The organism is Megasphaera sp. DISK 18, assembly GCF_001682955.1.
Lineage (GTDB): Bacteria > Bacillota > Negativicutes > Veillonellales > Megasphaeraceae > Megasphaera > Megasphaera massiliensis.
Map to the genome: position 1 here is coordinate 1 of NZ_LUGJ01000018.1, position 23,192 is coordinate 23,192.

General features: G+C 53.1%; 24 protein-coding genes. 17 read left to right on the top strand and 7 right to left on the bottom strand.

The window, feature by feature from the left end; translation table 11 throughout:
- Positions 1 to 845: epoxyqueuosine reductase (locus A0U42_RS04150; RefSeq protein WP_065359986.1), on the bottom strand; the 845-nt coding region annotated here is incomplete at its 3' end.
- Positions 846 to 972: 127 nt separating this feature from the next.
- Here A0U42_RS04150 and A0U42_RS04155 point away from each other — a divergent pair.
- The 9 genes from A0U42_RS04155 to A0U42_RS04195 all read left to right on the top strand — a co-directional run bounded on the left by A0U42_RS04155 (position 973) and on the right by A0U42_RS04195 (position 9,819).
- Positions 973 to 1,563 carry a TetR/AcrR family transcriptional regulator gene (locus A0U42_RS04155; protein WP_065359987.1) on the top strand — a complete coding sequence of 197 codons (591 nt, stop codon included), beginning with the start codon at positions 973 to 975 and terminating at the stop codon, positions 1,561 to 1,563.
- 177 nt (positions 1,564 to 1,740) lie between these two features.
- Positions 1,741 to 2,424 (top strand): DUF2249 domain-containing protein, encoded by a 684-nt coding sequence (locus tag A0U42_RS04160; RefSeq protein ID WP_065359988.1) that lies wholly within the window; start codon positions 1,741 to 1,743, stop codon positions 2,422 to 2,424.
- Between the two features lie 106 nt (positions 2,425 to 2,530).
- A complete protein-coding gene (pepT, locus tag A0U42_RS04165) occupies positions 2,531 to 3,775 on the top strand; it encodes a peptidase T (protein ID WP_065359989.1) in 1,245 nt (414 codons plus the stop codon).
- Positions 3,776 to 3,783: 8 nt separating this feature from the next.
- Complete coding sequence (locus A0U42_RS04170) at positions 3,784 to 5,094, top strand: aminopeptidase C (RefSeq protein ID WP_065359990.1); 1,311 nt, start codon at positions 3,784 to 3,786, stop codon at positions 5,092 to 5,094.
- A 141-nt stretch (positions 5,095 to 5,235) separates the two neighbouring features.
- Positions 5,236 to 5,703: a macro domain-containing protein gene (locus tag A0U42_RS04175; protein WP_065359991.1), complete on the top strand. Its 468-nt coding sequence runs from the start codon at positions 5,236 to 5,238 to the stop codon at positions 5,701 to 5,703.
- A 145-nt stretch (positions 5,704 to 5,848) separates the two neighbouring features.
- Positions 5,849 to 6,535 carry a TVP38/TMEM64 family protein gene (locus tag A0U42_RS04180; protein WP_225069186.1) on the top strand — a complete coding sequence of 229 codons (687 nt, stop codon included), beginning with the start codon at positions 5,849 to 5,851 and terminating at the stop codon, positions 6,533 to 6,535.
- A 28-nt stretch (positions 6,536 to 6,563) separates the two neighbouring features.
- A complete protein-coding gene (locus tag A0U42_RS04185) occupies positions 6,564 to 7,883 on the top strand; it encodes an SPFH domain-containing protein (protein ID WP_065359992.1) in 1,320 nt (439 codons plus the stop codon).
- A gap of 10 nt (positions 7,884 to 7,893) precedes the next feature.
- Positions 7,894 to 9,015, top strand: coding sequence for a zinc ribbon domain-containing protein (locus A0U42_RS04190; protein ID WP_065359993.1), 1,122 nt, complete (start codon positions 7,894 to 7,896; stop codon positions 9,013 to 9,015).
- Between the two features lie 12 nt (positions 9,016 to 9,027).
- A complete protein-coding gene (locus A0U42_RS04195; RefSeq protein WP_065359994.1) occupies positions 9,028 to 9,819 on the top strand; it encodes a YgcG family protein in 792 nt (263 codons plus the stop codon).
- A gap of 78 nt (positions 9,820 to 9,897) precedes the next feature.
- On the opposite strand, the gene A0U42_RS04200 is transcribed toward A0U42_RS04195, so the two are convergent.
- The 3 genes from A0U42_RS04200 to tatA form a co-directional block, all read right to left on the bottom strand.
- Positions 9,898 to 10,668, bottom strand: a complete 771-nt coding sequence (locus A0U42_RS04200; protein ID WP_065359995.1) for an alpha/beta hydrolase — start codon at positions 10,666 to 10,668, stop codon at positions 9,898 to 9,900.
- Between the two features lie 102 nt (positions 10,669 to 10,770).
- Complete coding sequence (gene tatC / locus A0U42_RS04205) at positions 10,771 to 11,475, bottom strand: twin-arginine translocase subunit TatC (protein WP_065359996.1); 705 nt, start codon at positions 11,473 to 11,475, stop codon at positions 10,771 to 10,773.
- A complete protein-coding gene (gene tatA / locus A0U42_RS04210) occupies positions 11,465 to 11,680 on the bottom strand; it encodes a twin-arginine translocase TatA/TatE family subunit (RefSeq protein WP_044503511.1) in 216 nt (71 codons plus the stop codon). The genes tatC and tatA overlap by 11 nt, the downstream gene beginning before the upstream one ends.
- Before the next feature lie 190 nt (positions 11,681 to 11,870).
- Between tatA and A0U42_RS04215 the strand changes: the two genes are divergently transcribed.
- The 5 genes from A0U42_RS04215 (at position 11,871) to A0U42_RS04240 (ending at position 17,968) form a co-directional block, all read left to right on the top strand.
- Positions 11,871 to 13,028 (top strand): twin-arginine translocation signal domain-containing protein, encoded by a 1,158-nt coding sequence (locus A0U42_RS04215; protein WP_065359997.1) that lies wholly within the window; start codon positions 11,871 to 11,873, stop codon positions 13,026 to 13,028.
- 98 nt (positions 13,029 to 13,126) lie between these two features.
- Positions 13,127 to 14,458 carry a branched-chain amino acid transport system II carrier protein gene (brnQ, locus tag A0U42_RS04220; protein WP_065359998.1) on the top strand — a complete coding sequence of 444 codons (1,332 nt, stop codon included), beginning with the start codon at positions 13,127 to 13,129 and terminating at the stop codon, positions 14,456 to 14,458.
- 354 nt (positions 14,459 to 14,812) lie between these two features.
- Positions 14,813 to 15,604 carry a ZIP family metal transporter gene (locus A0U42_RS04230; RefSeq protein WP_230198025.1) on the top strand — a complete coding sequence of 264 codons (792 nt, stop codon included), beginning with the start codon at positions 14,813 to 14,815 and terminating at the stop codon, positions 15,602 to 15,604.
- Between the two features lie 29 nt (positions 15,605 to 15,633).
- Positions 15,634 to 16,704, top strand: coding sequence for a sugar diacid recognition domain-containing protein (locus A0U42_RS04235; protein WP_065360000.1), 1,071 nt, complete (start codon positions 15,634 to 15,636; stop codon positions 16,702 to 16,704).
- A 118-nt stretch (positions 16,705 to 16,822) separates the two neighbouring features.
- Positions 16,823 to 17,968 (top strand): glycerate kinase, encoded by a 1,146-nt coding sequence (locus A0U42_RS04240; protein ID WP_065360001.1) that lies wholly within the window; start codon positions 16,823 to 16,825, stop codon positions 17,966 to 17,968.
- Between the two features lie 4 nt (positions 17,969 to 17,972).
- Here the strand turns inward: A0U42_RS04240 and rnhA are convergent, their stop codons facing one another.
- Complete coding sequence (rnhA, locus tag A0U42_RS04245) at positions 17,973 to 18,650, bottom strand: ribonuclease HI (protein WP_065360002.1); 678 nt, start codon at positions 18,648 to 18,650, stop codon at positions 17,973 to 17,975.
- A gap of 149 nt (positions 18,651 to 18,799) precedes the next feature.
- On the opposite strand from rnhA, the gene A0U42_RS04250 reads away from it, so the two are divergent.
- Entirely contained in the window at positions 18,800 to 19,624 is an 825-nt protein-coding gene (locus A0U42_RS04250; protein ID WP_065360003.1) for a 4Fe-4S binding protein, read from the top strand.
- A gap of 4 nt (positions 19,625 to 19,628) precedes the next feature.
- Here the strand turns inward: A0U42_RS04250 and A0U42_RS04255 are convergent, their stop codons facing one another.
- Complete coding sequence (locus tag A0U42_RS04255) at positions 19,629 to 20,636, bottom strand: metallophosphoesterase (protein WP_065360004.1); 1,008 nt, start codon at positions 20,634 to 20,636, stop codon at positions 19,629 to 19,631.
- 156 nt (positions 20,637 to 20,792) lie between these two features.
- Between A0U42_RS04255 and A0U42_RS04260 the strand changes: the two genes are divergently transcribed.
- A complete protein-coding gene (locus A0U42_RS04260; protein WP_065360005.1) occupies positions 20,793 to 21,821 on the top strand; it encodes an alpha-hydroxy-acid oxidizing protein in 1,029 nt (342 codons plus the stop codon).
- 85 nt (positions 21,822 to 21,906) lie between these two features.
- Complete coding sequence (locus tag A0U42_RS04265) at positions 21,907 to 22,908, top strand: VirK/YbjX family protein (RefSeq protein ID WP_065360006.1); 1,002 nt, start codon at positions 21,907 to 21,909, stop codon at positions 22,906 to 22,908.
- Positions 22,909 to 23,005: 97 nt separating this feature from the next.
- Here A0U42_RS04265 and A0U42_RS04270 read toward each other — a convergent pair whose 3' ends face one another.
- A complete protein-coding gene (locus A0U42_RS04270) occupies positions 23,006 to 23,185 on the bottom strand; it encodes a hypothetical protein (protein ID WP_065360007.1) in 180 nt (59 codons plus the stop codon).
- Between the last annotated feature and the right edge of the window lie 7 nt (positions 23,186 to 23,192).

Here is a 23,192-nt window from a genome sequence, read left to right on the forward strand (position 1 = left end):
CTTGACGGGTAGCAGTTCACCAGCCAGGGCAGGGCGAGATTTACTTTTTCAGGGGTCTCCTTTTCCGGTTTGGCAGCGGGAATGCGGTTGTAAGGGCAGGCATTTTGACAGGCATCACAGCCGACGATCCAAGACCCCATGGCTTTTTCAGGCAGCGCAGGCGGCAGTTGGCTTTTCCCGAAGGTATTCCAAAAAAAGACGCACTTCAAAGGATTCATGGTAAAGGGGGCTGAAAGAGCCCGAGTCGGGCAATGGTCCTGACAGAGGCGGCATTGAGGCGCGCAAGGCTTCAGGTCGTGATGTTGGTGGAGTTCACAGGGCGCATCGATGACGAAGCCTTCGAGCATGACGAAGGAGCCCTTCTCGGTATAGAGAAAGTTGTTTTTCCGGATTATGCCCAAGCCGGCCTTCATGGCGGCATGGCGAAGGCCGCCGATTTGAAGGTGGGAGCTTTTTTCGCCGCCTTCCCAGCGGATGCCTTCTGCCGTCAGCCAGTCGGTAAAAGCATCTTTCTTGCGGAGGCCTTCCTCATCGAGGGAGACTTGCGGGGCGAGAAAGAAGGCCCGGGCGTATTTTCCTTCGAGGGAAGGGGGAAGCTGGTAGCGGCCGAGCCACCAGGTGCAGATGATGACCGATTTGGCCCAAGGAAAGCGCTGTTTCGTTTTCATACCGGGTGCGATGCGTTCATAAAAGGGGTGGCTCGTCGGTTCCTTTTCCAGTCGCTCTTGGAAGCGTTCCAGGTATTCATCCATCTCGTCGATGGCGATGATGCCGCAGTCGTCGTAGCCGGAAAGCAAGGCCTGTTGATAGATTTTTTCAGCAAGCAGAGACGGGGAGGTAGTCATAGGAGACTCCTTTCTGATAAAAAAAATAAACCATTTGGTCTATTTATAGACCGATTAGTCTATTTTGTCAATACCTGTATTGCATTCCCGCTCTATTTTTTGTATAGTAGCGGAGGAGGGACGCGTTATGACTAAAGGTGAAGAAACGAAGGAAAAGATTATCTGCCGGGCTGCCGGCTTGTTTTGGGAAAAGGGCTATGTGGCAACGGGCGTCCAGGATATTTTGACGGCCGCCGGGGTGACCAAGGGCTCATTCTATTTTTATTTCAAGCGTAAAAAAGACATCGGTTTTGCAGCTGCGGAATTTTATGAAAAACGGGTCTTGGGGATGATGGAAGAAATCGCCGACCGGGAAGGGGCTTGGGAACCTTTTATACGAGGCGTCGCAGCGACTATGATACAGGAGGCCGAAGAAGGCCGGTTTTATGGGTGTCCCTTTTCGGTGCTGGGCATGGAAATCGCCTTCAGCGAACCGGATTTGGCAGCGGCTTTTTTACAAGGACTGGAAAAGATACGGGTCTTGTTTCAAACCGTCCTTCGTCAATCGGGGATGGCCGAAGGGGAGGCTGAAGGCGCCTCGCGGTTGCTGCTGACCTCTTACGAAGGATACCTCCTGCAGTACCGACTGAGCAAGGATATTCGCTGGCTGACATGGATGAGGGACGACTTGGCAATGGCAAAGAGCCGAGCCGGCCTGATGGAATCGGAGGAAGATTGAGGGTAAGTCTGTTTTCATCCGCTCGGGTCAGCTCGCTCCGACAGAAATTTTATTTCTGAAAATAAAAATCAAAAAGCGTTAGAAAAGCAACATACCTCCTGTACGTAATCTGGTAGGATAAGATCATCAAGCAAGAGCTTATGAACTATCTGAAAGATTGCGTCAGGAGGTATTCCTATGTATAACGAATGGAAAGATAAAAAAGAACAGTTTAAGGTCATCGATTTGCGTCAAGCGAAGGGCAACTTTTCCCAGGGCCTCTTCAAACAGGCCGACCAGGTTGAAGCCGGCAGCGGACTGCACCTCATCCAGAGTTTTGAACCGTACCCGCTCTATGAAGCCATGACCGACCGGGGCTTTGAATACCATGTCGAAGAAGTACAGCCTCATGAATACCACATCTGGTTCTACCGCCGTGAAGCCAAGGCGGCATCGGGGAAGAAGCCTTTCGGTCCGGCAGCCCTCTTGAATTTCCCCATCATCGATAAGAATTTGGGCCGCATTGCCGTCGAATTCTGGGACGAAACGTGGAACGACGAACGCCATTACCTGCCCTATGAAATGCGCCTCATGCTGTCCCTGGCCAATGCCGTCGGTGCCGGCCGCCATCGCCAGGCCGTGCGGGAACTGGTCAAGGCCTATATCCACGGCATCGACTCTCGGGCCTTGGATGACGTCTTCGAGCTCATTGCCTGGAACCAGGGCATCGGCTTCTTCAGCTCTGAAATCGGCCCGTCGCCCTTATTCGGAGCCTATAAATTAATCAAGCAGGAAGAAGAAAAGGGGACCGATCGGGAATCCATCAAGCACCTCTTGATGGAACAGTTCGGCGAAAAGAATCAGCAAGTCAAGGTCCTGTAAGAAGAGAAGGATTGCGCAGAAAGGTCTGGACAGCCTTAATGCAGCGATCCTTCTTTTTTGTTATAATTAAGGCGTAGTATTGTAGTATAGAAAAGGAAGTGTTACCATGCTCCATCGCGATGCATTGATCAATCGTTTTTTGAAATACGTCTCTTTTGATACCCAGTCGGACGAAGAAAATGACGCCGTCTGCCCGAGTACACCGGGTCAGCTCGTCTTTTCCAAAGCCTTAGCCGAAGAATTGAAAGGCCTCGGCCTTTCCGATGTTTCCATCGATGAACACGGCTACGTCATGGCTACCTTGCCCGCCAACGGCGTCGACGGTCCTGTCGTCGGCTTCATTTCTCACGTCGATACCAGTCCCGATGCCTCGGGGAAGGACATCAAAGTCGTCCGCAAAGATGATTACGACGGCAAGGATATCGTCTTGAATGAAGAAAAGAACATCGTCTTTTCGACGGAATCCTTCCCGGAAATCCTCAAATATAAGGGCCAGGACATCTTGTTCACCGACGGCACGACCCTCCTCGGTGCCGATGACAAGGCCGGCGTCACGGCCATCGTCAGTGCCGTCGAATATTTGATCCAACATCCGGACGTCAAGCACGGCAAGATTCGCATCGGCTTTACGCCGGACGAAGAAACGGGCCGCAGTGCCGCCTTGTTCGATGTCGAAAAATTCGCTGCCGACTTTGCCTACACCGTCGACGGCGGTGAATTGGGCGGCCTTGAATATGAAAACTTTAACGCTGCCAACTGGACTATTACCTTCCACGGCCGCAGCGTCCATACCGGCGATGCCAAGGGCAAGATGAAAAACGCCCTGACCATGGCCACTGAATGGCAGCAGCTCCTGCCGGCCGGGGAAAAGCCGGAATACACCGAAGGCCATGAAGGCTTCTTCCACGTCTATAAACTGAACGGCGACGTCGAAACGTGCACGATGCACATCCTCATCCGCGACCACGACCGGACGCGCTTTGAACAGCGCAAGGCCTTTTTGCGGCAGATGGCTGCTCTCTTTACCGATAAATACGGCCAAGGGACGGTGGACCTCGGAGAACGGGACGTCTACTATAACATGCTGGAAAAAATCGAAGACGGCCATATGGACGTCGTCGACCTGGCTAAGACGGCCATGGAAGCCGTTGGCGTCACGCCGGAAGTGGCTCCCATCCGCGGCGGTACCGACGGGGCTCAACTCTCCTTCCGCGGCCTGCCGTGCCCCAATCTCTTTACGGGCGGTGCCAACTTCCACGGTCGTTTCGAATACCTGCCCATTGAGTCTTTGGTCAAAGCCTGCGAAACGGTCGTTGAAATCGCCAAACGGGCTTATACGTTACAGAAATAGGAGGTACCATGAAAGAAATTACGAAAGATGTATTGCAAGGCTTTCATCAGGCCTATGCATCCGATAAAGAAGCTCAGGTCCTCCATTCGGCCCTGGCTAAGACCGATATGGCGGAACTTTCCTACGTTCCTGCAGCGGGGGCGAAATTAAAAGGCGCCTTTTCCGTCGAAGTCGTGACCCGAGGAATCACGGCCCAACAGAAATCGGGGCGCTGCTGGCTCTTTGCGGCCCTCAATATCCTCCGGGAAAAGGTGGCTGAAACCTGCCGTCTCGACAGCTTTGAACTGTCACAAAATTATTTGTCTTTTTATGACAAATTAGAAAAAGCCAACAACTTCTTGGAAATGGTCATTGAAAATGCCCATGAACCGATCAAGGGACAGGCTATGCAGTATGTCCTGCGCGGCATGACCGACGGCGGCTACTGGACGGAAGCCGTAGACCTCATCGAAAAATACGGCGTCGTTCCTAAACAGGTCCAGCCCGAATCGTACCAGTCGGATCATACCGATCGCTTCGTGGCCATGATGAACCGCCTCCTGCGAAAAGACGCCATGGAACTGCGGGAATTGGTCCTGGCCGGAAAAGATCCTTATGGACGTAAACAGGAAATGTTGGCTGAAATCTATAAGGCCGAATGCATCGCCTTCGGTCAGCCCGTCCGGACCTTTGACTTCGCCTATCGCGACAAGGACAAGGTCTATCACGAAGAACGAAATCTGACGCCTCAGGAATTTTATCAGAAGTACGTCGGCATCTCCCTCCGCGATTACGTGCCGGTCATCCACGAACCGACGCCGGATAAGCCCCTTCATCGCCTCATCCGCTTCCACGGCATTGAAAATATGGCCGGCTCCGATATGGAAGCCCTCCACCTGTCCCAAGAAGAGCTGGAAGATTTGTGCATCACACAGCTCAAAGCCGGCCAGGCCGTGTGGTTTGCCTGCGATGCCGGTGCCTTCGGCGCTCGAAAAGACGGCGTCTGGGATCCGGACAGCGTTCAGTATGAAGCCTTATTAGGCGGTTTTTCGACAGACATGCCTAAGGGGGAACGCCTGCAGTACGGCAGCAGTTCGGCGACGCACGCCATGCTGCTTACAGGCGTCCACTTCGATAGCGACGGTAAGGCCGACCGCTGGAAAATCGAAAATTCCTGGGGCAAAGACGTCGGCGATCAGGGGTATTTCGTCTGCTCGGCCAAGTATTTTAAAGAATACGTCTATGAAGCCGTCATCGACCGCCGCCACTTCAGCCCGGATCAGGCGGCCATGCTGGAAACGGAACCGGTCGTCATCAACGCCTGGGACGAAGATTGTTAGTCCGTACCGTTGGATAGTAAACATAGCCTTGCCAGTTCGACGGCCGGAGCATGTATGAGAGAGGACTGCCGCTCGAGCGGCAGTCCTCTTTGTTTAGTTCAATATTCCGTACGGAGATACTTTTTAAAAGGAGTGATTTCTATGGCTTTTTCAATCGTTCATGGCGATATCGTTACCATGGACACCGACGCTATCGTCAATGCGGCTAATTCTCAATTGCTGGCCGGAAGCGGCGTCTGCGGGGCTATTTTCCGCGCCGTCGGGACGCGGGCTGATGAACTTCAAAAAGAATGTCTGGCCAAGGCCCCTTGTCCGACAGGGCAGTCGGTCCTTACTGAGAGTTATGGCCTGAAGGCCCGATACATCATCCATACGGTCGGTCCCGTTTGGCAGGGAGGAGGGCAAGGCGAAAGGGAACTCTTGTACAGTTGTTATGAGACGGCTTTAGGCTTGGCCGCGGAAGCGAATTGTAAGTCCATCGCTTTTCCTCTTATTTCAGCAGGCATCTTCGGTTATCCCACGGAAGAAGCCTTAGACGTTGCCCGAAAGGCTGTACGTGACTTTTTAACCCACCGTGACATGGACGTTCGCCTCGTCCTGTATCCTTGAAAAAGTTCCAGGGACTCCTGGCCCCGAGGGCGATGGGAACCGGCTGCTCTTACGGGAAAATGCTGTTTTTGCCTTGTGCCTTTAGCTTCTTTGCTATAAAATGAAATTAAGCGTGAATCTATGATTATGGGAAGTGGAACCTGTTATGAATCGAACGATGATTGCCAATTTGATGAAGCCTTTGACCTTGGTACTGCTGGTCGGCATCTGTCTGGCCATTCATTGGCTTATGCCGTCTTTTTACAGCACCCTGTGGCAGCTGACGCTGCAGCATGATATTCCGGGACTGACCGATTATATCTCGTCCTTTGGCAGCGTAGCCGTCTTTATCATGATCCTGCTCATCGTCCTGACCAATATGACCGGTTTGCCGTCGGTCCAGTTCGTCACCGTCAACGGCATCCTCTTCGGCCTCGTTCCGGGGATTCTCATCTCTTGGGCCGGCCAGGTCATCGGCAACGTATTGGCTTTCATCATCATGCGCTACGTCTTTCGTCATAAGGCCCAGGCCTTGGTCGATAAGAGCCGCTGGTTGTCGCAGCTCAACGGAAAAATCGACTGTAAGCTGGTCTTCTTCTTTCGGGCCATTCCCTATTCTCCCAACTTTGTCGTCACGGCCTTTGCGGCCCTGAGCCGCATCGGTTTTGCCGAACACGGCGCGGCTACTATGGCCGGGAAAATCCTCGCCGTCTGTATGGAAGTCTGGCTGGGCTACGATCTCATTCATTTTAACCCCCACAGCCTGATAGCCGTCTGTCTGATGGTCTGTCTTTTGGCGGTCCTGCTCTTCGGCAGCCGCCGCTGGCTGAAGCATAAAAGTAGTTTAAAATAATATCACATATATGTAGGAGGTATTTCTTATGGGCTTAATTAAGGCAGCTATCGGCGCCGCAGGCGGTGTCTTGGGCGACCAGTGGAAAGAGTTCTTTTACTGTGACAGCCTGAACGAAACGATTTTGATGGCTAAGGGCCAAAAGCGAATCAGCCGGTTCGGCCGCAGCAGCAACACGTCAGGCGAAGACAACATCATTTCCAACGGCTCGCGCATTGCCGTCAACGACGGCCAGTGCATGATGATCGTCGAATCGGGAAAGGTCGTCGAAGTCTGTGCCGAATCGGGGGAATATACCTACGATACGTCGACAGAACCGTCTATCTTTTCCGGGGACTATGCCGGTGATTTAGGCGAAATGCTGCACCAGGTCCTGTCGCAGATGAAAGAGCGCTTTACCTTTGGCGGCGATGCCGGAAAGGACCAACGGGTCTACTATTTCAACTTAAAGGAAATTATCGGCAATAAGTACGGTACGCCCAGTGAAGTACCTTTTAAGACCTATGACGATACGACGGGCCTCGCGCTCCTCGTGCGCCTGCGCTGTTTTGGCGAGTACAGCTACCGCATGGTCAACCCCATCTTGTTCTATACGAATGTTGCCGGCAACGAAGCCGACTTTTACGATCGGAGCCGTCTCGACAGCCAGCTGAAGTCGGAACTGCTTACGGCACTCCAACCGGCCTTTGCCAAACTGTCGGCCCTGCGCATCGATTATTCCCAGCTGCCGGGCCATACGGAAGAACTGACGAAGGCCCTGAACGACGTATTATCGCCGAAGTGGCGCGATTTGCGGGGCATTGAAATCGTCTCCATGGGAATGAACAGTGTCAAGGCCAATGAAGAAGATGAAGAAAAGATCCAGAAGGCTCAAATGGGCATGACCATGGGCCGCCCCGATATCGGACTGGGGACCTTGGTCGACGCTACGGCGGACTCCATGCGGACGGCAGCCGGAAACGAAGGCGCCATGGGGGCTGCCATGGGCTATATGGGCATGAATATGGCCGGTCAGGCCGGTGCCGGTTTGGCTCAGGAATTGGCGGCCCGCCAACAGGCTCAAGCACCGGCAGCGACTCCGACATCGGAGACGGGCTGGACTTGCTCCTGCGGTCAGCAGGGCAATACGGGAAAATTCTGCATGAACTGCGGCAAAGCGAAACCGGAAGCGCCCGCTTCCTGGACCTGCCCGTCCTGCGGTCACAGCGGTAATACGGGAAAATTCTGCACCAACTGCGGCCAGCCGAAACCGGCAGCTTCGCCGGACTGGACCTGCCCGTCCTGCGGCCAACAAGGGAATACGGGGAAATTCTGCATGAACTGCGGTACGAAGAAACCTGAAGAATGAGGTGATTCCCATGGCCGATACGTCAGTCAGTTATAAATGCCCTCACTGCGGGGCGCCGATTCAATTTAAGCCAGAGGCCCAGACTGTCACCTGTGACTACTGCGGTACGAAATTCGATGTCGCCGTACTCGAAGGGCTGTACGCGAAAAAGGAACAATTGGCGGCTGAAGCCGATGCGGCCCGACAGGCTAAGTGGCAGACCGAAAAGGCCGGCAACGAATGGAGCGATGAGGAAGCGGCCCGGCTGAAAGGCTATACTTGCTCTTCTTGCGGGGCTGAAATCGTCTGCGATGACAATACGATGGCTACCGAGTGCTGCTACTGCGGCAATCCGACCCTCATTCCCAGCCGCTTTTCGGGGATGCTGCGGCCCGACTTCATCATTCCCTTTAAAAAGACGAAAGATGAAGCCGTGGCGGCCTTGAAACGATTCTATAAGGGCCATTGGCTCCTTCCTAAAGCCTTTACGGTGAACAACCGCATCGAAGACGTTCAGCCCATGTACGTCCCTTTTTGGCTGTTCAATGCCAAGGTTACGGCGTCGGCCTCCTTTCGGGCTGAAGACGATTCGTATCTCGAGACGGAACATGAACGCATCGTCGAAACCAGGGTCTATCAGTGCGACCGCACCGGTCAGCTGACTTTCAACCGGATTCCCGTCGACGGCAGTAAGAAAATCAATGACCTCTATATGGAGAGTATCGAGCCCTTTGACTACAGCGACATCGTGCCCTTTAACTCGGCTTACTTTGCCGGCTGCTTAGCCGATAAGTACGACGTCGATGCCGAAGCCGCCGTGCCTCGGGCCGATTCCCGCTTGGAGAAAAGCTCCTTTGACCTCCTCAGCAATACCGTTGTCAATCATCAGCGCCGCTCCTTCGAAGGGGGCTTCGTCCATAAGGATGAAGACTCGGTGGAATACGCCATGGCGCCGGTATGGATCTTGACGACGCGCTATCAGGACAAGCCCTATACCTTTATGATGAACGGCCAGACGGGCCGCTTTGTCGGTTCTCTGCCCTATGATAAGGTGAAATCCTATTGGGCCTTTCTGATCGCCATGCTGGTTACCCTGCCGGTGTTTTATCTGATTGTCCACGCCATCATGGGCGGTAAACCGTGGCCGATATAAGGGGGGAGTCTTGTGTTGAAAACTATCATGCGGACGGCCCTGTTGGTCTTATCCTTTTTGATCCTCATGGGGACGGTCCTGGCGGAGGGCGTTCCCAATGTCGTCGATCAGGCCGGCGTCCTTACGAAGTCGCAGCAAAGCCAACTGGAGAGGTCCTTAAAGAACGTCAACCTTACCTACGATGTGCGCCTGGCCGTCTATATCGTGTCGTCGACTCACGGCATGAAAATCGGTGACTATGCCGACCATGTCCTCGACGAGCAGTACGGCGACGGAAAAAACGGCAATATGGTCTTCGTAGTGGCCATGGACCAGCGCCAGTGGTATATCGTGACGGACCGGACCATGCGTGACAAGGTCAGCGACACGGACGGGCTGAAGCATATCGAGGATGCCGTATTGCCCCTCTTAAAGAAGGGCAATTACATGGAGGCCTTTGAGGAGTATGCCCATTCGTCGGGCCAACTCTTGGCCTATTATAACGATCAGGGCAAGGCCTATGATAAGGACGATGCCTATCAATGGCTGGATTTGGCGACGGCGGCTGTTTTGGCCGCGCTGGCTGCCATGATCTTCCGCAGCTACCTCATCATGCGGATGAGCAACGTCCGAAGGGCAACGGCTGCCGATACCTATTTTGATTCGCACAGCTTCCAGTTGTCTGAGCAGACCGATACCTTCTTATTCCTCACGGTACAGCGCATTCCCAAACCTCGCCGTCGTGATGACGATGACAGCGGGCCGGGAAGCTTTAACCTGGGAGGCGGCGGAGGCGGCCATGGCGGCCGCGGCGGCTCCTTTTAAAAAAACGAGGATATACGAAACGACCTGTTGATGAAAGAACGATGCTTTCGTCAACAGGTCGTTTTTTTTGATGGATTATTACGATTCCGGTCGGAAGAATTCGATGATCTTATGGATGGCCAGGGCCATATGATTGGGATTTTGGAAGGGGTGGTTGGCATCTTCGACGGGGTAGAATTCGATGACGTTATTTTCGGCAAATTGCCGGGATAAGGCGATGGGAATCATTTCATCCTTCGTCCCGTGGATGATGAGGATGTCGTCGGCGACGTCGAAGTATTCGTGGTCATTGACGTCAAAACTCTTTAAATCATCCATGAAGGTCTGGTCGATTTTCATTTTTCGTTCGAAGCCGACTTGGATTTCCTTACCCTTTTTGAGCTTGGCGAAGCCTTCTTCGGCGATGTGGTTGCTCATGCTGTCATACATGTTGACGCCGGGGCTGCGCAGGGCAATTTTTCGAAAAGGATTGCCGACTTCGAGGATGTAGCGCAGGGTGAGATAAGCGCCGAAGCTGGTGGAATAGTTGTACAGGAATTTCGCGCCCAACGTGTCTTTGGCGTAGTTTGTGACCAGGGTCAAATAGGTCATGCATTCGGGAACGGCCAGCTTTTTGCGGGCGTCTTCACCGTGGCAGGGCCAGTCAAAGGCGATGACGGCAAAATCTTTATACTTCGAGGTCAGCTGTTCGGCAAAGTGGGCCGTGCCGGCCGTGTCTTTACTGCTGCCGAAGCCGTGGGTGACGATGGCTACGTGGTCGAAGGTGCGTTCGTTTTTATGGCTGTCGTGAACGAAGAGCCGGCAGCGGACGCTGTAGCCCTCTTCGTTGATATCGAAATGTTTTTCCATGGGATTGCCTCTTTTATCTGGATTCGTCCATCGGACGTTCGCCTTTAGTATACCATAAAAAAAGACTGCCGCGTAAGGGCAGTCTGAAGGGGTATGAGTCTGTCAGGTCCGCAGGCCGTATTTGATGATCAGCCGGCTGATTTCTAAGAGGACGATCATGGGCATGGCTAAGAGGCACTGCGATAGAATATCCGTCGTCGGCGTGATGACGGCAGCGGCTACGAAGGATAAGAGAATGATGTATTTCCGCTTTTTCGCCAGCATGTCCGAGTTGATGATACCGAGTTTTGCCAAGACGATGAGCACCAAGGGCAGGTTGAAGATGAGGCCGAAGGGCAGGACCAGCATGAAGACAAAATTGAGGTAGCTTTCCATGGAGAGCAGGGGCTGGACGGCATCTGATGAAAAGTTGAGGAAAAACTGGAGGCCCCGGGGGAGGACGATGAACCACGAGAAGGCGATGCCCGACAGGAAGAGGCTCAAGGACGTCGGCACTAAAAAGAAGAGCAGGCGCTTTTCGTGGGTCGTAAAGGCCGGGACCAAAAAGGCCCAAAATTCGTAAAAAAGAACCGGCGCGGTGATGATGGCGCCGGCAGTTAACATGACTTTGAAATAGATGAAAAAGGCTTCGGCCGGTTTCATAAAATAGAGCTTTCCTGCCGGCGCTGACAGAAAGGCCATGATCTCATCGAGCCAAAAGTTGCTGAGAATCATGCCGACGGCCAACATGGCGATGGAAATGATGAGGCGGCGGCGCAGTTCCGACAGATGCCCCGTGAGGGGCATGACGGCTTCTTTACTTTCCATGATTTTCAGTCGACGCCGGCGATACGGCTTCGGAAACCGTTTCTTTGATGTCTTCTTTGGCGGCAGCCGGTTCGTGGACGGCTTCTTTGAATTCCTTCAGGCTCTTGCCGAGGGCATTGCCGATGCTGGGCAGTTTGCCCGGCCCGAAGATGACCAGACCGATGACTAAAATGAGGACTAATTCAGGAACACCTAAACCAAACATAAGAAAAACCTCCTTGCTTTTTTTTATCAGTATAGGTAAAAAATGTGGCCTTTGGGTAAAGAAAGAATCGCTTTTTTGTAAAATTATCCCTCACTATTTATTTTTTCTTTATCTTTTCTCAGCATATACATTTTTTATACAAAACGGACTTATACTGTCCTTAGTTTGTACTTTTAGGAGGGATTATACCATGGAACAACATAATTTTTCACGACGGACATTTTTGAAGATGGCTGCAGGTACGGCGATTGGTGCGGCCTTATTCTCCATGCCCGACCTTTCTGCAGCCAAAAGCACCGGATCGAGCCTTTCCCAACAGGAATTGACGCCCGTATCGTTTAGCCAGTTGCCGAAAGACGCCGAAGTCTGTGCCAAAGCATCGAAATTGGTTACCCGTAATTATTCTTACATATTGGAACAGGCTCGTCAACTGAAAGACGGCTGGCTGCGCGATACGGTAACGACCATGATCCAGCATCCGACGCCGATGTTCATGCAGCAATATACGTCGGCTTCGTCCATCAGCATGCTCTATTCGAAGCTGGCAGCAGCCGGCCTCATCGATACCGGAAAAATCGACGTCCAGCATCTGCTGCCGCCCTTCTCGGGTAAGGTACAGCCCTTCATGACGGCACCGGGCAGCGGCTACGGCAGCCACCATCCCTATCCGGGCGGCCTGTCCACCCACGTCAGTGCCAACGTCCATATTACGGAAAGCATCATCCGTACCTATGAAGAAGTGTTCTGCTACAGTGTGAAGTCTGACATTGCCTTAGCCGGTCAGCTCCTCCACGATATCATGAAACCCTTCGTATTCCAGTGGCAGGCCGACGGCTCGTCCTTAAAGGAATACACCATTGCCGGTCAAGGCGCTCATCACGTCCTGTCCATTGCCGAATCGATGTACCGCAGCCTGCCGGCGGAAGAAGTCGTCGCTCAGGCCTGTGCTCACGGCGCACCGAACGATGCCAAAGGGGAAGCCGACGTCGTATCGTGGATCAAAGCGGCGGCCCTCATCGCTCAGAAAGATCCCATTGCCTACGGCGCCCTCAATAAGATGGGCGACGGTCTTCCGGCACCGCATCGTCAGGAAGGCTATATCGTTCACCTCGGCGACCACGATTGGGTCCTCAGCTCCCCGTCTGCTCAGAAAACATCAGCCCTCTTAAAGAAAATCGCCGTTCAGCAATACGGCATGAGCGGCAGCGACAGCAACGGCGCAGCCTTCAATTACTTCAAGAATTATGCCGAAGCCCAGCTGTCCTGTATGTACCTCAACATGCTCCATTCCGAACCGAATGGGGAAGCACTCGTCGCCCAGGCGGTAGGCAATGTAATTCTGAAATAACAAGGGTCTTGTGATGCATACTTTATAATTGACAGCGCCAGCTTTAAACTTTAAAATAGACGGAGATAATGTCTACTCAGAAAGGAGTTATCCCGTTTATGTTCAAAAATGGAGCACAAGTTGGATTGCTATTATTCGGTATGTTCTTTGGCGCCGGGAACCTTATTTTCCCGCCGTCCTTAGGATTTCAGGCCGGCCAGGCTTTTACGCCGGCCATCCTCGGCTTCCTCTTATCTGGCATCGGCATGCCCGTCGTCGCCGTCATCATGGGGACCTTTAATCCCGGAGGCTTCCGAGCCGAAATGAATCGTAAGATTTCGCCCTTATTTTCCCTTATTATTTTAACGTTGATGTACTTGGCCATTGGACCTTTGATGGCCATTCCCAGAACGGCAGCGACGTCCTTTTCCATCGGCATCCTGCCCATTACCGGTGACGGCATGATACCCCTGGCCATCTTCACGGCCCTGTATTTTGCCTGCGGCTGGTGGTTGTCCATTACGCCGTCGAAACTCCTCGACCGCGTCGGTAAGGTATTGACGCCGATCTTCGTCGTCATGATCATTTTGATCATCATCGTCGGCATGATTGCCTATACGACGCCGTCGGAAGCGGTTCCCATGGGGAAATACGCGGCCTCGGCCTTTGGTACCGGCTTTATCGAAGGCTACAACACCGTCGATACCCTGGCTTCCTTTGCTTTCTGCATCATCGCCATCGGCGCCATGAAGCGGATTCATTTCACTTCGAAGAAGGAACACATGGCCAGTGTCTGGATGGCCGGCGCCGCCGTCGCTGTCCTCATGGGCTGCTTATACTTGGGACTGGCCCTCCTCGGCAATCATTTTCCCATTCCCCAGTCGGTCTATTCCGATCCCGGCGTCAACCTCGGCGCTTACGTCCTGTCCCAGACGTCGTTCCAGATTTTCGGCACCGTCGGCATGGCCTTTCTGGCCGTCATGGTCACCTTGACCTGCTTTACGACGACGGTTGGCCTCATCGCCGCCGTTTCGACCTTCTTTGCCGAAGAATTTACCGTCCTGTCCTATAAGCAGTACGTTACCCTCATCTGCGTCGTCAGCTTCCTGTTAGCTAACTTGGGACTGAACCAGATCATTCAGATTACCCTGCCATTGCTGTTATTCGTCTATCCCATTGCCATCGTCGTCGTCATGCTGACTATCCTCAACAAATTCGTCAACCTGTCGAAGCTGGGCATGCGCTGCACCGCAGCGGCGGCCGGCATGGTATCGGCCATCGACATCGCTTACCAGTTCTTCGGTGTCCAGGCAGCAGGGACGTTGATTCAAGGACTGCCCTTAGGCGACAGCGGCTTAGGCTGGCTGGTACCGGCGTTAGTGTGCATGATCCTGTCGTTGATCCTTCCCGGTAAGATTACAGGCGACAGCGCCTTAGCCAGTGAAGAGTAACCTAAATCCAAGCTTTCATAGAAAACCATGGCTTCCCACGAGGGATATCAGGCCTATGAGACGAAGTGTTCAAGCCCCTTGTCCATAGCGATTTACATCCATGGTGAAACTTGGGTTTTTACAACGTAATATAATCGAAGTCAGGAAAGGCTATAATTTATTGTTGCACCCGTCACGATGATTATAGTCTTTTTTGCTGTCCCGTCTGTGATTTCCTTTCCGCGATCCGAGCGAAATGAAAACGGCTGGAAATTGTGGATTAATCCCATTTTAAACGCCTTTCGGGTCATTGACAGGAGGGCCGCAGATAGGTAAAATGAAAGGAAAAATATAGGATATGAAAGGGGTTTTACTATGGACAGTACAATGAACAGTGCCATTATTGGCATTTTAATTCCTTTTGCCGGGACCTCCTTAGGGGCCGCCTGCGTCTATGCCATGAGGGGGGAATTGAACCACCAGGTTCAGCGTGGTTTGACGGGCTTTGCCTCAGGCGTCATGATTGCCGCCTCGATTTGGAGTCTCCTCATTCCGGCCATGGAAGAATCGGCCCATTTAGGCCGCTTTGGTTTCGTGCCGGCTGTGGTCGGCTTCTGGCTGGGTATCTTTCTGCTCTTGGCCTTGGACCGCCTCGTTCCTCATCTTCATATGTACAGTGAAGAGGCCGAAGGGCCGCACAGTCATTTGCAGCGGACGACGATGCTGGTCCTGGCCGTCACCCTGCACAACATCCCTGAAGGGATGGCCGTCGGCGTCGTCTATGCCGGGCTCCTCGCCGATCAGACCGGGATCAGTGCCGCCGGAGCCCTGGCCTTGTCCTTAGGGATTGCCCTTCAGAATATGCCGGAAGGGGCCATCATTTCCATGCCTTTGAAGTCGGCCGGAATGGGATCCCATAAGGCCTTTATCGGCGGTGTCCTTTCCGGTATCGTCGAACCGATCGGAGCTGTCATTACCATCGCCCTGACGGCTTTTATCCTGCCTGTCTTGCCGTATCTCCTCAGTTTGGCAGCCGGCGCTATGTGCTATGTCGTCGTCGAAGAATTGATTCCGGAAATGTCGGCCGGCGAGCACTCCGATATCGGCGTCTTGTCCTTTGCCCTGGGCTTTACGGTGATGATGGCCATGGACGTAGCCCTGTCCTGACCGGCCGTATCGGAAGAAGGTGAGGGGACATGAAGGTTCGCATTACCGATGAATTGGCTCAGCAAATCGTCGATTCGGCGAAGGCTGTCATCGGCTGGAATATCAATTTTATCGACCGTCATGGCCGCATCATGGCCAGTACCGATGAGAAACGGATCGGTACGTATCATAAAGTTGGGGCAGCGGCTGCTAGGCTGCGCCAGGTTCAAACCGTTCATGAGAACCGACCGGAAGACGGTGTCAGTAAAGGCGTCAACTACCCGATTATCATGGACCGGCAAGTCCTCGGCGTCATCGGTATTACGGGTGAACCGGAAGTCGTCAGCCAGTATGGTTTTTTGCTGACCAAGATCTGTGAAGTATTCCTCAAAGAATACGGTCTCAATGAAGAGGCCTTCAGTGAACAGGAGTACCGCAGCCGCCAGGTCATGGCCCTCATTTATCATGACCGGGATACGATGCAGCAGATGGCCGACGAACGCCCCGAATTGACAGAAAGTTTCTATGTGGCAGCCGTTTTTCGCTGGCAGGATGGAGCCGGCCGGGCCGATGATTTTCGCAAGGCCATGACGACGGCTTGCGGGGAACTCCGTATTTCGCTCTTTACCTATATCTATCCCGACAGCTTCGTGCTCATCATTCCCCGAGACATCTATCCCCGTTGGGATAAGCAGCTGACTCGCTGGAAGGGGCAGTTTTATCCGTCTGTCCGCGTCGGTATCGGGACCGAAGAGCCTTTTCACCGCGTCTACGAATCGTATCGCTTTGCCAAATTAGCCCTTCAGGCCGCGGCCGACCGAGAGGCCTTCAGCATCCATGCCGACGACATGAAACTGGCCTTCTTACTGCAGAGCCTGAGCGCGCCCCTTCGGCGCCGCTATCGGCAGGATGTCTGCCAGGGCCTTACGGACAGTGAAATTCATTTGCTGCAGGTCTATTACCGACAAAACCTTTCCATTCAGCAGACGGCAGACATCCTTTCTATCCATAAGAATACCCTTCAGTATCGGCTGAAAAAAATCGCCGAGACGACGGGCCTCGACCCGCGGTCTTTCGGCGATGCCGTCACCCTGTATATCGCAACGCTGCCATGGTTCTAAAACCGAAAAATGGCAGCGTTTCTTGGTATGGGTAACATAGAAATGAAAAAACTCCTCTGTTACACTAGAGGCACAATAAATATGTAGATAACTCATAGTGTATAAAGGAGTGGAAGATATGAAAGTTGTCATTGCTATCGATTCGTTAAAAAATAGTCTGACGTCCGTCGAAGCCGGGAGAGCCGTCGAAGCCGGCGTCCGCAAAGCCTATGGAAGCCAGCCCGTACAGATTGTCGTTAAACCCTTGGCCGACGGGGGAGAAGGAACCGTCGAAGCCCTGGTAGAGGGCATGAATGGAGAGCTTCGCAGCGCCGTCGTTCAGGGTCCTTTGGGAAACGATGTTTCTTGTTCTTACGGATATTTGCCCGATACGGGGACGGCGGTCATCGAAATGGCCGGTGCTGCCGGTCTCGGCCTAGTGCCGGAAGAGCTGCGCAATCCTCTCTATACGACGACCTACGGTGTCGGTCAGGTCATGGCCAAAGCCATGGAAGGAGGCATCCGCCACTTCATCATCGGCCTTGGTGGCAGTGCGACCAGTGACTGCGGCGTCGGCATGCTCCAGGCTTTAGGCTATGTCTTTCGTGATAAAGAAGGACAAATCGTCGGGACCGGCGGTCTTGCCGTAGGCGACATCGCCTCCGTCGACGATAGTCATGTTCTGCCGGCCTTAAAAGAATGTACCTTCGATGTCGCCTGTGACGTAACCAATCCTTTGTACGGTAAGTTGGGGGCGGCTGCCGTCTTCGGGCCTCAGAAAGGGGCCTCGCCGGACGACGTTAAAACCCTTGACGATGCCAGCCGTTCTTTTGCAGCCGTCACCAAGGCTTATTTGGGTCAAGACTACAGTCAGGCCTCCGGTGCCGGAGCGGCCGGCGGACTGGGCTTTGCCTTTTTGGCGTATCTGAAAGGCAGCCTTCGTTCAGGCATCCAAATCGTACTCGATTCCATTAAATTAGCCGATGTCGTCGCCGATGCCGATTATGTCATCACCGGCGAAGGCCGCCTCGATGCCCAGACGGCCATGGGCAAGGCCCCAATCGGTGTGGCCAAGCTTGCCAAACAGTACGGGGCTAAGGTCATCGCCCTGGCCGGCTGCACGACGGAAGATGCCGGCGAGTGTAACCGGCAGGGCATCGATGCCTTCTTTTCCATCGTCGACAAGGCCATGCCCTTGAAGGAAGCCATGGACCGCGATACAGCTATGGGAAACATGACCCGCACAGCTCAGCAGGTCTTTAACCTCATCCGTGCCGTAAGCTGACGTCTCATCGATATTTCATCGCTTCGGCCTTGGCCAGTTGGTCGCAGCGTTCATTTAAGGCGACACCGACGTGACCTTTGACCCAGTGGAAGGTGACTGTATGAGATCCGTAGAGCTTGTCCAGTTCCATCCATTGACCTTGGTTTAAGACGGGCTGACCGTCAGCCTTTTTCCAGCCGCGGCGCTTCCAATTGAACATCCACTTGGTGATGCCGTTTTTCAGGTACTGACTGTCCGTATAAAGGGCGACTTTCGTGCCTTCCGGCGCAAAGCGCAGGGCCATGATGGCCGCCTGGAGCTCCATGCGGTTATTCGTCGTCGACGGATGGCCGTCCGAGAGTTCGGTTACTTCGCCTGTGGCTACGTTGCGGGCGACAACGGCCCAGCCGCCGGGACCGTCGGGGTTGCGCAGGCAGGACCCGTCGGTGTAGATGACAAAATCCTGGTCCTCATCGGAAGGCAGGGATGCTGTCGTCGGTCTTAAGGTCGGATCCTTTGATTGCACCGGTTTTCGGACCGAGACCACGTCTTCACCGTTCAGCCATTTCCAGGCTTCGTCGGCGTCGGTAAAACTTTTATAGCGAGCCCCCGGGAAGGCATCGACTTGTTTTTTGCAGTCATCCCAGGACATGAATAATCCCGTCTTGCGGCCGTTGCGGACGGCATATACTTTCTTTTTCATGAGACACCTCCTTCATTCGTCGTCAATCACGGATTTGATTGTACCACAAAAAATAAAAAGAAAACAGGCGCAGTCAGTGACTTTAGCGCCTGTTTTCTATATAATGGAGGTATACAACTTATCGTTCCTCGTGTTGGGAGGGATTTTATGTGAAGATTCAGCAAGTTTATTCTGTGTATTTCAGCCCGACCGGCCATACGAAGGCCGTCGTCGACTGTCTGGCCGGCGAGATTGCCAAGGCTCTTCAGGTGCCCCTTGAGACGGTGTCTTTCGACCTTCCGGCTGAGCGCCAAGGAGAGTATCACTTTTCTGCACAGGATCTCGTCGTCGTCGGCGGGCCGACCTATGCCGGAAAGCTTCCCAATAAAATCATGCCGACGTACAGAGAAAAATTATTCGGAAAAGGAACGCCGGCTGTCGCCATGGTGACCTACGGCAACCGTTCCTTTGACAATTCTCTGGCCGAACTCTGTGCCATTCTGGAAGAAAACGATTTCAACCTCGTCGGTGCCGGTGCCTTTGTCGCCCAGCATGCCTTTTCTAAGATACTGGCCTCAGGCCGTCCCGATGAGGATGACCTGGCTGACGTCAGGAGCTTGGCCGGCCGCGTCATCGAAAGCCTTCAAGGGGAAGACTGTCCGACCAATTCCTTGGCCGTTGACGGCGATGCGAAAGCACCTTACTATATTCCCAAAGGGGAAGACGGGCAGCCGGCGAAATTCTTAAAGGCCGTCCCTAAGACGGATATGGAAAAATGCACGTCCTGCGGCCTCTGTGCCCGCCAGTGTCCCATGGGTTCCATCGATAAGGAACGGCCGGACCGGGTAACGGGCATCTGCATCAAGTGTCAGCGCTGCGTCCATACTTGTCCCTATGGGGCCAAGTATTTTGACGATCCGGCCTTCTTGTCTCATGTCCGCATGCTGGAACAGCATTATAAGGATCGGGCTTCTAATAAAATCTTTACCCGTTAAGCTCTTACGCTGCCGGTTTAGCGGCTTTCAAGCCCGACGGAAGCATGATCGTGCGGTCGAATTGGGGCAGCCACTGCTGATTCTTGTGGCTGTAGGTCCGAATCACGATTTTATCGGGATAGAGATAGAAAGAATTGGTCCAAATTTCGTCACCTTCCCAAGCCGGATTATAGACATCTAAAACCTGTGTGTCGGCATACTGGTTGATGGGATTATTGAAGCTCGGATCCGTCGGCGGCGTATGGGTGTGGCCCGAGGCCCAAACGAGGACCTGAGGATTCTTGACTAAGATGTCGTGGATGTCCTGTACCGGTGCCGTGAAGTTGCGGGCCTGGTTTTCACTGTTGTCCGGGAGAATCGTCCCATTCAGCGGCGTGTGGCAGAAAATCAGAGTCGGCTTATTCTTATTGGCCGAGAGTTCCGCTTTCAGCCAGGTTAGCTCTGCCTGTGACAGTTCAACTGCATAGGGTTTGCCGCTGGCATTGATATGGCCTTCGATTTCGTCAGGCGACAGGAAGAGAAGCAGGTAATTTCCCAGGTCCTTGGCATAATAGAGGGGGCCGTAACTTTCTTGGTAAAGGCCGATGTGGCTCATCCGTTCATAGGGATCGGCAGGCTGTAATTTTCCATCGACTTCCGGTACTTCACTGTAGACGACTTCATGGTTGCCAGCAACAAAGGCCTTGGGATGGGTTACCTTGTCGGTCAGTTCATGGGCCAGACGATGTTCTTCTTTACTGCCGGCCAACTGGGTCATATCGCCGGTGAAAACGCAGAGATCGACGTCTTTCCAAGAATTAATGTCCTGAACGGCTTTTTCTTTGTTGGCCATTTTTTGGGCTCGAAGGGCTTTGTTCTTCGTTTCCTTACTGCCGTAATGGACGTCACTGAGGACGACAATGCGCTGATAATCTTTGGTATCGGCGGCATGGATGGTGCCCATTCCGATGGGGCTGAGGCTGGCAGCCAGCACTAAAGCTGCTGTCATACGAACAATACTTTTTAGAAACATTTCTCATACACGCTCCTTATTGTGAAATTGTGAACCTCACTCATCATAGGAGCTTATTGTATAAATGAAGTAAGGATTAGTTGCGTAATCTGTAATATTTGCTTATCCTTTATTTAAATTTTTTATATATTTTATAAATCTAAGGAGGTTTTTTCTATGGATTTACAAGAAGCTCGCGAACTCGCTCGTAAGAAGATGAAGGGCTGTTTCGTCTGTCCCGAATGCGACGGCAAGGCCTGTAAGGGGATGATTCCCGGCTTTGGCGGCCTGCGGACGGCGAAAACCTTCCTGCGCAACGTAGAAGCCTTGGCCGAATATGGCCTGGTCATGCGCAGTATGGACAGTGAACTTGACCCCAATCCGGCCGTCACGATTTTCGGTAAAGAAATCAGTATGCCCGTCCTCGTTGCGCCGGTCGGCGGCGTCATCCTCAATTCCAAGGTCCCCGGCGATCCGGCTACGGTTGAAATGGATTATAACGAATCCGTTTCCAAAGGCGCCTTCGATGCCGGAATCCTGTGCTTTACCGGTGACGGCGGCATGGAATACATGTTTGAATCGGGTATTGTCGCCTCGAAAAAGCGGGAAGAAACGGTCATTCCGACGATTAAACCGCGCAGTAACGACCAGATCATTGAAAAGATTAAAGTAGCGGAACAGGCTCATGCTTTTGCCGTTGCCAGCGATATCGACGCCTCGACGCTGATCAATATGCATATCTTTGGCCAGCCCGTCGGCCCCAAGAGTGCCAGTGACATTGCCGAACTGGTCAAATCGACGTCCCTGCCCTTTATCGTAAAAGGCATCATGTCTCCGGAAGAAGCCGTTGCCTGTGCCGATGCCGGTGCCAAAGGCATCGTCGTCAGCAACCACGGCGGCCGCATCCTCGACGGTATGGTCGGTACGGCTGACGTCCTGCCGGAAATCGCCAAGGCCGTAAAAGGCCGCCTTACGATCTTCGTCGACGGCGGTGTCCGCCATGGGGAAGATGTCCTCAAGATGTTGGCCCTCGGTGCCGATGCCGTCCTCGTCGGCCGTCCTGTCGCCATTGCCGCTATCGGCGGCCAGGCTGAAGCCGTCAAGCTCTACTTAGATGCTTTGAAACGGGAAATCATGGATGCCATGATGATTACCGGCGTTCATGATTTGTCCAACGTATCGCCGGATATCTTAAGACGGTTATAAGCTCCTTTAAAACGTGAATAATTGACAGCCCGCCGGCCTGCCCGTATAATAGGTCTATTGGATTGTACTTGATAGGAGGAATTTCATGCGTAGTATTTCCTATTTTTGGCACTTGTCGCGACTTATATACGGACCTCGGAATTTTCAAGAGAACAAGCGGGCTGTCGTTTTTTTTGCAAGGGCGGTCTCTAATCGGGGCTTGTTCGAAGAATTGTACGATTTCTTTGACCATTATGAGCCCATGCAGGGCTTTTTTGAGCAGCATGACCCGGACTTCCAGGAAGTCATGACCCGCGTCTTCTTGTTCAAAAATTCGACCATGCGCCAACGCCTCGACGCCTTAAAGCATCATTTCACGATTTTGCGGACCTTCTTTTCCGATGATGTCATCCGCGAAATCTATTGGGGCAAAGGCTATACGCTCTGGACGTCTGACGACCCGTCCATGCCCCTTGAAGTGCGGCTCATCTTTGATACGGGCCAGCGAAAAGAAGGGTTCTTGTCGCTCTACCTCTATCATGAAGGCCAGATGATCTACCATTTTAACTTCCGCTTCGATTACAACGGAGACGGTACGCCGTCCATGTATATCGGTACCATCCAGGGCTCGAAGCACGGGTTGGAAACGACCAAGATCCTGACCAAGAAGCTCTTTGGCTACCGGCCTAAGAATTTCATCCTCTATTTGATGCGCATCTTCGTCCAGACCCTGGGCATCCGCGATATGTACGTCATCACTGACGACGGCTTCTATACCAACAGCCACATGCTGCGCGGCAATCGCTCCAAGAAGACCAATTTCAATGATTTTTGGATTGGCGAAGGGGCCGTGCCCGATAAAAGCGAATCGTGGTATTTCCGCCTTCCCATTGAGGAAAAGCGCCGTAAGTACGACGAAATCAAGTCGCAGAAGCGCAACCTCTTCCGCAAGCGCTATCTCCTCATGGATGAGATCGTTCCGCCTTATATCGAAGCCATTCGCAAGCTCTTCCGCGACGGTTTTGATCCGGCTCCGTCGGCTATCGATGAAGCGTCTATCGTCGATAAGCCCGCCGATTACGATCCTATCGAGGCGCCGAAGGGGTGACTGACCATCTTTAATCAGTAGCCGCCATCCCTTTTAAAACGGCACAAAGCATCTTTTGGCTTCTATCCCATAAGGGGTAACGGCCGTCTGAGAGGGCCTATTCAAAAATGCATCCTTTTTCCAGGACGCAGAGATCTTCTGCCAGTTCCCGCGTATTGATACGTTCCGGGAGCTGGCTTTTTTTTCGGGCCTCTTCCAAGGCTTCATAGACTTTGGCCAGGATGGGAAGGCGCGTCTTGTTACTGACGTCGTCCGATTCCGGCGGCTGCAGAGGCAAAAAGCGC

What these genes read in the sequence shown, in the direction of transcription:
- A0U42_RS04185 (WP_065359992.1), top strand. Translation starts at nt 6,564, where the DNA reads ATGGGCTTAATTAAGGCAGCTATCGGCGCCGCAGGCGGTGTCTTGGGC.
- A0U42_RS04235 (WP_065360000.1), top strand. Translation starts at nt 15,634, where the DNA reads ATGAAGGTTCGCATTACCGATGAATTGGCTCAGCAAATCGTCGATTCG.
- A0U42_RS04200 (WP_065359995.1), bottom strand. Translation starts at nt 10,668, where the DNA reads ATGGAAAAACATTTCGATATCAACGAAGAGGGCTACAGCGTCCGCTGC.
- A0U42_RS04255 (WP_065360004.1), bottom strand. Translation starts at nt 20,636, where the DNA reads ATGTTTCTAAAAAGTATTGTTCGTATGACAGCAGCTTTAGTGCTGGCT.
- pepT (WP_065359989.1), top strand. Translation starts at nt 2,531, where the DNA reads ATGCTCCATCGCGATGCATTGATCAATCGTTTTTTGAAATACGTCTCT.
- A0U42_RS04180 (WP_225069186.1), top strand. Translation starts at nt 5,849, where the DNA reads ATGAATCGAACGATGATTGCCAATTTGATGAAGCCTTTGACCTTGGTA.
- tatC (WP_065359996.1), bottom strand. Translation starts at nt 11,475, where the DNA reads ATGGAAAGTAAAGAAGCCGTCATGCCCCTCACGGGGCATCTGTCGGAA.
- A0U42_RS04160 (WP_065359988.1), top strand. Translation starts at nt 1,741, where the DNA reads ATGTATAACGAATGGAAAGATAAAAAAGAACAGTTTAAGGTCATCGAT.
- A0U42_RS04230 (WP_230198025.1), top strand. Translation starts at nt 14,813, where the DNA reads ATGGACAGTACAATGAACAGTGCCATTATTGGCATTTTAATTCCTTTT.
- A0U42_RS04265 (WP_065360006.1), top strand. Translation starts at nt 21,907, where the DNA reads ATGCGTAGTATTTCCTATTTTTGGCACTTGTCGCGACTTATATACGGA.
- A0U42_RS04155 (WP_065359987.1), top strand. Translation starts at nt 973, where the DNA reads ATGACTAAAGGTGAAGAAACGAAGGAAAAGATTATCTGCCGGGCTGCC.
- A0U42_RS04190 (WP_065359993.1), top strand. Translation starts at nt 7,894, where the DNA reads ATGGCCGATACGTCAGTCAGTTATAAATGCCCTCACTGCGGGGCGCCG.
- tatA (WP_044503511.1), bottom strand. Translation starts at nt 11,680, where the DNA reads ATGTTTGGTTTAGGTGTTCCTGAATTAGTCCTCATTTTAGTCATCGGT.
- rnhA (WP_065360002.1), bottom strand. Translation starts at nt 18,650, where the DNA reads ATGAAAAAGAAAGTATATGCCGTCCGCAACGGCCGCAAGACGGGATTA.
- A0U42_RS04260 (WP_065360005.1), top strand. Translation starts at nt 20,793, where the DNA reads ATGGATTTACAAGAAGCTCGCGAACTCGCTCGTAAGAAGATGAAGGGC.
- A0U42_RS04215 (WP_065359997.1), top strand. Translation starts at nt 11,871, where the DNA reads ATGGAACAACATAATTTTTCACGACGGACATTTTTGAAGATGGCTGCA.
- A0U42_RS04170 (WP_065359990.1), top strand. Translation starts at nt 3,784, where the DNA reads ATGAAAGAAATTACGAAAGATGTATTGCAAGGCTTTCATCAGGCCTAT.
- A0U42_RS04240 (WP_065360001.1), top strand. Translation starts at nt 16,823, where the DNA reads ATGAAAGTTGTCATTGCTATCGATTCGTTAAAAAATAGTCTGACGTCC.
- A0U42_RS04175 (WP_065359991.1), top strand. Translation starts at nt 5,236, where the DNA reads ATGGCTTTTTCAATCGTTCATGGCGATATCGTTACCATGGACACCGAC.
- brnQ (WP_065359998.1), top strand. Translation starts at nt 13,127, where the DNA reads ATGTTCAAAAATGGAGCACAAGTTGGATTGCTATTATTCGGTATGTTC.